We start from the raw sequence: 9,792 nt of genomic DNA, 5'->3' as shown, positions 1-9,792 counted from the left end.
TTGGCATTGAAAAAATGCTCGCCGCGGTGCAGCCAGACCGGCTGCAGCTCGGCCAGTGCCGCGCCGATGGCGGTGGTGCCCACGCTTTGTTCGGACAGGTCCACGCCGATGCGGGTGATCAGGTCGACGCGCCGGTCGCGCCGGTCGATGACGCCGTTGACATCGACCACCACGCCTTGCGCATTGGTCAGGATGGCGAAGTAGCGCGTGCTGGCAATCGCCGCGCCCAGCTTTTCCAGCACCGGGCGCGCGGCTTGCACCAGCACATGGTTGGTTTCTTCGGTGCGGCGCAATGTTTGCGGTGACAGCAGGTCGAAGCCGACTTCCTGCTCGGGGTTTTTTCCGCTGGCCAGGCAGCGCTGCCAGGAGCGGGTGATCCACGCTTCGGCCAGCATGCCGGTCGGGTTTTTGCCTTCGCGCAGCACCGCGTGGCGCGCCAGCGCGATCTGCCGCAGGCGTTGTTCGGAGGAGGTCGGGAGGGCAGACAGCATGGGTTTGGGGCGGGCTTTCAGCGTACCAGAGCGTGCAAAGACGCGCTGGCGGACCCTTGCCGAATGTTTCATTTTGAGAATATCAAAGGGCTTTGGCAAGCGCCTACGGGTTTAACCTAGGCCCCCGCACGGTCGCCAATTCAACAATGACCCTTTCCATCCGCAGCGCAACCCCTGGTACTGCGACTCGGAAATAAGGAAACATGAAAACGCGTCTTTTCCCGCCCGGCGTTGTTGCTCGTCGTTGCCATAGCTACGGCTATGTCGCCTCCTCACGCCTAGCCGGACGGAAAAATCCATCGTTTTCATTTTGTTCCCCTATTTCCGAGTCGCAGTACTAGCCAGACAAACAGCCATCAGGAGACAAGCCCATGCAAGTTCAATTCAAAGTCAACGGCAAAGCCAAAAGCGTGGATACGCCGCCCAACACCTTTCTGGTCCAGGTGCTGCGCGAGCAGCTCAAAATGACCGGTACCCACGTGGGTTGCGACACCGCCCAGTGCGGCGCCTGCACCGTCATCATGAACGGGCGCGCGGTCAAGTCCTGCAACATCCTGGCGGCCCAAGCCGCGGGCGCGGACATCACCACCATCGAAGGCCTGGCAGCCGCCGACGGCACCATGCACCCGATGCAGGCGGCCTTCAAGGAGTGCCACGGCCTGCAATGCGGCTTTTGCACCACCGGCATGGTGATGAGTGCTATCGATCTGTGCAAGCACCACCCGAAAGCCAGCGAAGGCGAAATCCGCGAGCTGCTGGAAGGCAACATCTGCCGCTGCACCGGCTACCAGAACATCGTCAAGGCGATACAGCAGGGCGCTGCGGCCATGGCGGCCTGAACCGCTGCGCTGACCACTTCTCCCGGCACCGCCATCCTGCGAGCCGCCGTCAACCGTTCTCTTTCAAATTTTCAGGAGTACACACATGGGTGCATCCGACTTCGTCAACCTGCCAAACATTGGCACCTCCGTCCGCCGCAAGGAAGACTACCGCTTTCTCACCGGCGGCGGGCAATACACCGATGACATCACGCTGGCCAATCAGAGCTACGCGGTGTTTGTCCGTTCGCCGCATGCACACGCCAACATCAAAAGCATCGACACCGCCGCCGCGAAGGCCGCGCCCGGTGTGCTCGACGTGTTTGTTGGCGAAGACGTGGCCGCCGACAAGATCAACGGCCTGCCCTGCGGCTGGCTGATCACCAGTACCGACGGTAACCCGATGAAGGAGCCGCCGCACCCCATCCTGGCGCAGGGCAAGGTGCGTTATGTCGGCGACCACGTCGCCATGGTCGTGGCCGAGACGCTGGAGCAGGCCAAAGATGCCGCCGAGCTGGTCGAGGTCGATTACGACGTGCTGAGCGCCGTGGTGCGTGTCACCGATGCGGCCAAGGCCACGGCGTTACACGACGCAGCCCCCGACAACCACTGCTACAAGTGGGCGATTGGCGACAAGGCGCAGGTCGATGCGGTGTTTGCCAGCGCAGCGCATGTGACCAAACTCGATCTGACGAACAACCGCCTGATTCCCAACGCCATGGAGCCGCGCGCGGTGATCGGCTCCTACAGTCGCGCCAACGACGAATATGTGCTGTATGTGTCGAATCAGAACCCGCACGTCGAGCGCCTGCTGCTGACGGCCTTTGTGATGGGCCTGCCCGAACACAAGGTGCGCGTAATTGCCCCCGACGTGGGCGGCGGCTTCGGCTCGAAGATCTATTTGTATGCCGAAGACGTGTGCCTGACCTGGGCCTCGAAAAAACTGAATCGCAACATCAAGTGGACCTGTGACCGCAGCGAGGCATTTGTCAGCGACGCGCATGGGCGCGACCATTCCAGCCACGCCGAAATGGCGATGGACAAGGACGGCAAGTTTCTGGCGCTGCGCGTGCACACCGATGCCAACATGGGGGCCTACCTCTCGACCTTTGCGCCGGCCGTGCCGACCATTTTGTACGCCACCTTGCTGGCTGGCCAGTACACCACGCCGCAAATTTATGTCGAGGTCGATGCCTGGTTCACCAACACCGCGCCGGTCGATGCTTACCGTGGCGCCGGTCGCCCCGAAGCGACTTATCTGCTGGAGCGGCTGGTCACGCGATGCGGCTGGGAACTGGGCCTGGCGCAGGACGAGATCCGCCGCCGTAACTTCGTGAAAGATTTTCCGTACCAGACACCGGTGGCCTTGCAGTACGACGTGGGTGACTTCCATGCCCTGCTCAAGCGCGGCAACGAGCTGGCTGACGTGGCCGGTTTTGCCAAGCGCAAGGCTGCGTCCGAAGCCAAGGGCCTGCTGCGCGGCATGGGTTACTCCTGCTACATCGAGGCTTGCGGCCTGGCGCCCAGCAACATTGCCGGTGCGCTCGGTGCGCGCGCCGGTTTGTTCGAGTGCGGCGAGGTGCGGGTGCACCCGACCGGTAGCGTGACGGTGTTCACCGGCTCGCACAGCCACGGCCAGGGCCACGAGACCACCTTTGCGCAGGTGGTGGCCGCGCGCCTGGGCATTTCGGTCGATGCGGTGGACATCGTGCACGGCGACACCGGGCGTGTGCCGTTTGGCATGGGCACCTATGGCTCGCGCTCCATGTCGGTAGGTGGCACGGCCATCATGAAGGCGCTTGACAAGATCGAGACCAAGGCCAAGAAAATCGCCGCGCATTTGATGGAAGCCAGCGACGCCGATGTCGAGTTTGCCAACGGCGAGTTCACCATCAAGGGCACCGACAAGAAGGTCACCTTCGGCCAGGTCGCGCTGACGGCCTATGTGCCGCACAACTACCCGCTCGACAAGTTGGAGCCGGGCCTCAATGAAACCGCGTTTTACGACCCGACCAACTTCACCTTCCCGTCCGGCACCTACATCTGCGAGGTCGAGATTGATGCCGCGACCGGTGTGGTGCGGGTGGACAGCTTCACCGCAGTGGACGACTTCGGCAACATCATCAACCCGATGATTGTGGAGGGCCAGGTGCACGGCGGGCTGGTGCAGGGCATTGGCCAGGCGCTGCTGGAGAACTGCGTCTACGACCCGGAGTCCGGCCAGTTGCTGACCGGCTCTTTCATGGACTACACCATGCCGCGCGCCGATGACATGCCCAACTTCAAGCTCGACACGCTGTGTACGCCCTGCAGCCACAACCCGCTGGGCGCCAAAGGCTGCGGCGAGGCCGGTGCCATCGGTTCGCCGCCGGCGGTGATCAACGCCGTGCTGGACGCGCTCAGGCCGCTGGGCGTGACCGATTTCGACATGCCGGCTTCGTCCAGCCGTGTCTGGGAAGCCATCCAGTCCGCCAAACGCTGAAACATCCAAGGAAAAAACCATCATGTATCCCTTCACCCTGGAACGACCCACCACCCTGGCAGCGGCCGCACAACTGGCGGCTGACGGCGCCAAACCCCTGGCCGGCGGCCAGACCCTGCTGGCGTCGATGAAGCTGCGCCTGTCCAGCCCGGACCAACTGGCCGACCTCAGCGGCATCAAAGAACTCACCGGTATCAAGCGCGACGGCAAAAACTTCGTCATTGGCGCCATGACACGCCACCTGGACGTGGCCAACAACGCCGACATCAAGGCGGCGCTGCCGGCGCTGGCCGACCTGGCTGCCAACATCGGCGACCGCCAGGTGCGCGCCATGGGCACGCTGGGCGGTTCGGTCGCCAACAACGACCCTTCGGCCTGTTACCCGAGCGCGGTGCTGGCTCTGGGCGCGACGATCCACACCACCACACGCAAGATCGCGGCGGACGACTTTTTTCTTGGCATGTTTGCCACGGCGCTGGAAGAAGGCGAGCTGATCACGGCCATCAGCTTCCCCATCCCCAAGCACGCGGCTTACATGAAGTTCAAGCAGTCGGCCTCGCGTTTCGCGCTGGTTGGCGTCTTTGTGGCGCAGTTCGATGCGGGTGTGCGTGTCGCCGTTACTGGGGCGTCCAGCGGCGTCTTCCGCCATGCCGGGCTGGAAGCGGCGCTCGGCAAGAGCTTCACGCCCGAAGCTGCAGCGGGTGTGAAGATAGACGCGACCGACCTCAACAGCGACATTCATGCCACAGCGGCCTACCGCGCCAACCTGATCAGCGTTCAGACGCAGCGCGGTGTGGCTAAGGCGCTGGCTGCCTGATTCGGACCTGCCATTGCGGGCCTGACCCGCAATCCATGTCCCGGTTTCCTGCTGGTGGTGTGACATGGATCCTCGATCAAGTCCGGGATGACAGGGCTGGTTCTGAAGATAAATAGTGCCTCCAGCCCTTGACGCACGGGCGCAAGCAGCTATTGAATGAATAGCATTCGAGGCAAGAGCTAAACTGACCCGATGACACTTTTCCCCACCATTGACGCCTTGACCCAAGCCCTGCGGGATGCTGGCTATTTCGCCGACCGGCGGCTGGCGACCGCAGTGTTCCTGGCGCTCAAGCTGCAGCGCCCGCTGCTGCTCGAAGGCGAGCCCGGTGTCGGCAAGACCGAACTGGCCAAGGCGTTGTCGCTGGCTTTGCAGCGCCATCTGATACGTCTGCAGTGTTACGACGGGCTGGAGCAGCGCGAAGCCCTCTACGAGTGGAATTACGCCGCACAGTTATTGCACATGCGTGCAGTGGAATTGAGAGCCCCCACGCTCGGCACTGGCGTGTCCTCCCTGCCCCCCGAGGGGGCGTCCGCCGCCTTGGGGCGGCCCGGCGGCGGCGTGCACGGCAACGCCGCCGATGTCGAGCGCGAGGTCTACCAGGACCGCTACCTGATCCGCCGGCCGCTGCTGCAGGCCCTGCAGGCGCCAGCGCCGGGTGCGGTGCTGCTGATCGACGAGGTGGACCGCGCGGACGAGCCGTTTGAGGCTTTTCTGCTGGAGTACCTGGGCGAGTACCAGGTCAGCATTCCTGAAATTGGGACCGTGCGCGCCGCAGTGACGCCAGTGACCATTCTCACCAGCAACCGCACGCGTGAACTCAACGACGCCGTCAAGCGCCGCTGCCTTTACCACTGGCTGGACTACCCGGACCGGGACCGCGAGCTGGCCATCATTCGCGCCCAGGTGCCCGAAGCCGGCGAGCAGCTCTCGGCCCAGGTCGCAGGTTTTGTAGACCGCCTGCGCCGCTCACCGCTGGGCAACGCTTTCCAGCGCGCGCCCGGCATTGCCGAAAGCGTCGAGTGGGCCAAAGCGCTGGTGGCGCTGGACACGCTGGTGGTGGACCCCGAGGTGGTGGCCGACACGGCCGGCATACTTTTCAAGCAACGCGAAGATGTGGCAGCGCTCACCCATGCACTGGCGGTGGAACTGCTCAAACCTGAATCTGTGGATGAGGCGGCATGATGCAACCGGGTTCGGGGCACCCTCACCCCAGCCCTCTCCCAGAGGGAGAGGGAGCACAGAAGCGGCTTCCGTGGATTCCCCTGCCGGTCCCCTCTCCCTCCGGGAGAGGGAGAGGGTGAGGGTGAGGGCTCCCCATGCTGCTAGGTGACGCCAGAGCCGGCAAACTCGCCGACAACATCGCCGGTTTTGGCCGCGCGCTGCGCCGCGCCGGTGTGAAGGTCGACAGCCAGCGCATCGCGCTGGCCAAGGAAGCCGCGCTGGCCGTCGGCATCAGCGAAAGGGACGACCTGAGCGCTGCCTTTGAAGCCGTCATGATCAGCCGCGAGCAGGACCGTCTGGTGTTTCGCGAACTGTTCGACGTTTATTTTCAGGATCCGAAAGTCGCCAACAAACTGCTGGCCCAATTGCTGCCCAGCGCCGAGGGCAAGGCCGAGCCCAGCAAGCGTCGCCCGCGCGTGCGCGAGGCGCTGGCGCCGCAAAAGTCGTTTGGCCAGCAGGCCAAACCGGCGACCGAAGACCAGAAAGTCGAGTTTGACGCCGTCATGACGGCCAGCGACATCGCCCGCCTGCAACACGCCGACTTCAATGCCCTGTCGGCCACCGAGTACCGCCTGGTGGAGCGGCTGGCGCGCGACATCAAGTTGCCCCTGCCGATGTTTGCCTCGCGCCGCACGCGCCCCGCCGGCACAGGCGCGCGCATGCACTGGCCGGGTGTGATGCACCAGGCCGCGCGTACCGGTGGTGAGCTGATAAACCTGCCGCGCCTGCAACGGCGCGAGCAGGCCCTGCCGCTGCTGGTGTTGGTCGATGTCTCGGGCTCGATGGAGCGTTATGCGCGCCTGCTGCTGGCCTTTTTGCATGCCGCCACCCGGCGCCATCCGCAGCGCGATGTGTTTGCCTTTGGCATGCATCTGACCGACCTGACGCCAGCGTTTCGCCACGCCGACACCGACGAGATGCTGGCCCATGCCAGCCTGGCGATTGAAGACTTTGCCGGCGGCACCCAGCTGGGCGCGTCGCTGGCCAGCCTGCGCGAGCACCATGCGCGCCGGCTGGTGGGCCGGCGTACCATCGTCCTTGTGATCACCGATGGGCTGGACACCGGTGAGCCCGCCGATCTGGCGCATGAGCTGGCCTGGCTGCGCCGGCGCAGCCGCCGCTTGTTGTGGCTCAACCCGCTGCTGCGTTTTGACGGCTATGCGCCGCTGGCCCGTGGCGCGGCGGTGTTGCATGCGCAGGCGCACGGCATGCTGGCGGTTCACAATTTGAGCAAGCTGGAAGAACTGGCGGCCAGTCTGGCGGCCTTGATGAAACGCTGACGCACCCCATCTAACCACAGACAACAACAAAGAGGACTCCCCATGGACATGCAAGGAAGCCGCCAACTCGCGGTGACACAACAACAGGCCTGGGACGCGCTGAACGATCCGGTTGTGCTCAAGGCCTGCATTCCGGGCTGCGACAAGGTGGAGCCCACCGGCGACAACCAGTACGCCATTGCGATGGCCCTGAAAATCGGCCCGGTCTCGGCAAAATTCACCGGCAAGATATCGCTGACCGAGATGAACCCGCCTGCCAGCTACAAGCTTTCCTTCGACGGGCAGGGCGGCGTGGCTGGCTTCGGCAAGGGGAGCGCCGAAGTGACCCTGACCCCGAATGACGAGGGCTGCGATCTGTCGTACACGGTGCACGCTTCGGTGGGCGGCAAGATCGCGCAGCTCGGGCAGCGGCTGATCGACGGCGCGGCCAAGTCCATGGCTGAAGATTTTTTCAAACGTTTCGACGCAGAAATGCAGCGCCTGTACCCCGAAAGTTATGCAGCAAAAATGGTCATGGGCGACGTGGAAGGCGACGCGCCTGCGGCCGCTTCATCCAGCGGTGCCAAGCCCGCGATTCCGGTATGGGTGTGGGCGGTGGGTGCGGTGGTGCTGGCCGCCGCGGTCTGGCTGGGCAGTTGATGGCCGCTTGCCAGACGGCGCAGCAGAAAGGACGAGAAAGGCAAATGCATGGAAAACCTTGATGTCATGGTGCTGCGCACATTGCGTGACTGGCGCAACGCGGGCAAACGCGCGCTGCTGGCGACCGTGGTGCGTACCTGGGGCTCGTCGCCACGGCCGGTCGGCTCCATCATGGCTCTGTGTGAAGACGGCGCGGTGGTCGGCTCGGTGTCGGGTGGCTGCATCGAAGACGACTTGATCTACCAGCACACGCAGGCCTACGCGACGGCGGCCGGCGCAGGCGCAGAAAGCAAAACGATTCCGTCTGGCCCGCCGACCTTTGTCAAATACGGTGTTACCGCCGACGAAGCACACCGCTTCGGCCTGCCTTGCGGCGGCACGCTGGAGCTGCTGCTCGAATACGACCCGGACGCGGCGGCGCTAGCCGGACTGGTTGAAGCGCTGGAAGCCGGCCAACTGATGCAGCGCAGCGTGCGGCTCTCCGACGGCGCCGTGACTCTGGCCACCGCCACCGCACCTGCCGAGCTCAGCGTCTCCGGCACCGAACTGGTCAACACCTTTGGCCCCGAGTACCGCATGCTGCTGATAGGCGCGGGCCAGCTCACCGAATACTTGGCCACCATGGCCCTGTTCAGCGGATTTGCCGTCACGGTGTGCGATCCGCGTGAGGAATATCGCAGCGCCTGGTCTGTCCCCGGTGCCAAAGTGCTCAGCGACATGCCCGACGATGTCGTCACCGCCTTCAAGCCCGACAGGCGCAGCTGCGTGATCGCACTCACGCACGACCCCAAGCTCGATGACCTGGCGTTGATGGAGGCGCTGAACACCGACGCCTTCTACATAGGCGCCATCGGATCAAGACGCAACAACACAACGCGGCATCAGCGTATGGCCGAACATTTCGGCCTCAACCAAGCCGCACTGGCGCGCCTGCGCGGCCCCATCGGCATTTACATCGGCAGCAAGACCCCACCTGAAATTGCAGTCAGTGTGATGGCCGAAGTGCTGGCCGTGAAAAACGGCGTGGTGCTGCCACGCGACATGGAAGTGGCGCAGGCCAAGAACGAGCGGGCGGTGGTGGGCAATGAGCCGGGCGAGCTTGTCTGCGGGGTGCAGCGTGTCCGGCGCTGAAGCAGAAACACCAGTAGATCCATATGAAATAGGCCTCTAGCCCATATGCGGCGAGCGCAATTAGCTATCAAAAACAGAGCAATTCGGACGTGCAGGTTCAGAGACTGGATGTGTAGGCCGCTTTGACCCTTACCTTACTCAGTACTATTTGATGGTCAAACATTGACCATTGGGCAATCCGCACGGCCTACACAGGGGGTCACTCTGACAAGGCGTTGCTAAAATTGAATGTATTGAAAGGAGTTGGTCATGAAAATCCTCCCCACTGAATTTGACGGCCAAGCCATTCGTCGCAGTTACGAGGAGGAATCCGATACCTGGTGGTTTTCCGTCATCGATGTGGTGCAGGTGCTCACCCAGCAGGCCGACTACCAGACAGCGCGCAAATACTGGAACAAGCTCAAAGAACGTCTGAGCAAAGAAGGCAGTGAGTCGGTGACAAACTGTCACCGACTGAAATTGCCGGCAGCCGACGGCAAAAATTACCTCACCGACGTCGCCACTGCTCAGACCCTGCTGCGCCTAGTGCAATCCGTCCCCAGCCCCAAGGCAGAGCCTATCTATCAAAAACAGATCGCTTTAATGCCAGAAACTGCCCTGAGACGCGTGTCAAAGCGTCGGCTCACACTGCGCGTACTTCGAACCCTACGCCCAAGCGTTGACGTACGGCGCTAAAAATCGCGGCCAGGTTGTCCATGCTCGGATTGCCTTTCGGCGACAGCATGCGGTGCAGGCTCTTGCTCGGCTTGTCGGTTGCCAGGGCAAGCTGCTCAAAACCGAGGGTGGCGTTGACCAGGTCTCGCAGGATCAGACGTGCCGTCTCTGCCTCGCCGTTCAGGAACAGTGTGGCCGCTTCATCCAACAGCGCCTTGGCGAAGGCGGGATCGCGCTCAACGCGCTCAATCACGGT

At 63.3% G+C, this 9,792-nt stretch carries 9 protein-coding genes and 1 pseudogene; 8 read left to right on the top strand and 2 right to left on the bottom strand.

The annotated features are described in order from the left end of the window. Positions 1–491: pseudogene (locus ACESMT_RS20860) on the bottom strand (histidine kinase); the annotation flags it as partial. 371 nt (positions 492–862) lie between these two features. Between ACESMT_RS20860 and ACESMT_RS20855 the strand changes: the two are divergent. The 8 genes from ACESMT_RS20855 (at position 863) to ACESMT_RS20820 (ending at position 9,557) form a co-directional block, all read left to right on the top strand. Continuing rightward, entirely contained in the window at positions 863–1,330 is a 468-nt protein-coding gene (locus tag ACESMT_RS20855; protein ID WP_372828507.1) for a (2Fe-2S)-binding protein, read from the top strand. 85 nt (positions 1,331–1,415) lie between these two features. Then, complete coding sequence (locus ACESMT_RS20850) at positions 1,416–3,791, top strand: xanthine dehydrogenase family protein molybdopterin-binding subunit (RefSeq protein ID WP_372828506.1); 2,376 nt, start codon at positions 1,416–1,418, stop codon at positions 3,789–3,791. Between the two features lie 22 nt (positions 3,792–3,813). Next, positions 3,814–4,608 carry a xanthine dehydrogenase family protein subunit M gene (locus ACESMT_RS20845; protein WP_372828505.1) on the top strand — a complete coding sequence of 265 codons (795 nt, stop codon included), beginning with the start codon at positions 3,814–3,816 and terminating at the stop codon, positions 4,606–4,608. Between the two features lie 192 nt (positions 4,609–4,800). Further along, positions 4,801–5,793, top strand: a complete 993-nt coding sequence (locus ACESMT_RS20840) for an AAA family ATPase (protein ID WP_372828504.1) — start codon at positions 4,801–4,803, stop codon at positions 5,791–5,793. Positions 5,794–5,927: 134 nt separating this feature from the next. Beyond that, complete coding sequence (locus tag ACESMT_RS20835; RefSeq protein WP_372828503.1) at positions 5,928–7,112, top strand: VWA domain-containing protein; 1,185 nt, start codon at positions 5,928–5,930, stop codon at positions 7,110–7,112. A 42-nt stretch (positions 7,113–7,154) separates the two neighbouring features. Further along, on the top strand, positions 7,155–7,751 hold the full coding sequence (locus ACESMT_RS20830; protein ID WP_372828502.1) for a CoxG family protein: 597 nt from the start codon (positions 7,155–7,157) through the stop codon (positions 7,749–7,751). Between the two features lie 48 nt (positions 7,752–7,799). Further along, positions 7,800–8,882 carry an XdhC family protein gene (locus ACESMT_RS20825; protein WP_372828501.1) on the top strand — a complete coding sequence of 361 codons (1,083 nt, stop codon included), beginning with the start codon at positions 7,800–7,802 and terminating at the stop codon, positions 8,880–8,882. Positions 8,883–9,131: 249 nt separating this feature from the next. Continuing rightward, on the top strand, positions 9,132–9,557 hold the full coding sequence (locus tag ACESMT_RS20820; protein WP_372828500.1) for a BRO family protein: 426 nt from the start codon (positions 9,132–9,134) through the stop codon (positions 9,555–9,557). On the opposite strand, the gene ACESMT_RS20815 is transcribed toward ACESMT_RS20820, so the two are convergent. Beyond that, positions 9,505–9,792, bottom strand: a 288-nt coding sequence (locus ACESMT_RS20815) for a DNA-binding protein (protein WP_372828499.1), incomplete at its 5' end; no start/stop codon positions are given. The genes ACESMT_RS20820 and ACESMT_RS20815 overlap by 53 nt on opposite strands.

The organism is Polaromonas sp., assembly GCF_041689105.1.
Lineage (GTDB): Bacteria > Pseudomonadota > Gammaproteobacteria > Burkholderiales > Burkholderiaceae_C > Polaromonas.
This window is presented reverse-complemented; position numbering and strand designations above follow the sequence as displayed.

Excerpts from the sequence above, each read along its gene's own strand:
- ACESMT_RS20855 (WP_372828507.1), top strand. The coding sequence starts at position 863 with ATGCAAGTTCAATTCAAAGTCAACGGCAAAGCCAAAAGCGTGGATACG.
- ACESMT_RS20850 (WP_372828506.1), top strand. The coding sequence starts at position 1,416 with ATGGGTGCATCCGACTTCGTCAACCTGCCAAACATTGGCACCTCCGTC.
- ACESMT_RS20845 (WP_372828505.1), top strand. The coding sequence starts at position 3,814 with ATGTATCCCTTCACCCTGGAACGACCCACCACCCTGGCAGCGGCCGCA.
- ACESMT_RS20840 (WP_372828504.1), top strand. The coding sequence starts at position 4,801 with ATGACACTTTTCCCCACCATTGACGCCTTGACCCAAGCCCTGCGGGAT.
- ACESMT_RS20835 (WP_372828503.1), top strand. The coding sequence starts at position 5,928 with ATGCTGCTAGGTGACGCCAGAGCCGGCAAACTCGCCGACAACATCGCC.
- ACESMT_RS20830 (WP_372828502.1), top strand. The coding sequence starts at position 7,155 with ATGGACATGCAAGGAAGCCGCCAACTCGCGGTGACACAACAACAGGCC.
- ACESMT_RS20825 (WP_372828501.1), top strand. The coding sequence starts at position 7,800 with ATGGAAAACCTTGATGTCATGGTGCTGCGCACATTGCGTGACTGGCGC.
- ACESMT_RS20820 (WP_372828500.1), top strand. The coding sequence starts at position 9,132 with ATGAAAATCCTCCCCACTGAATTTGACGGCCAAGCCATTCGTCGCAGT.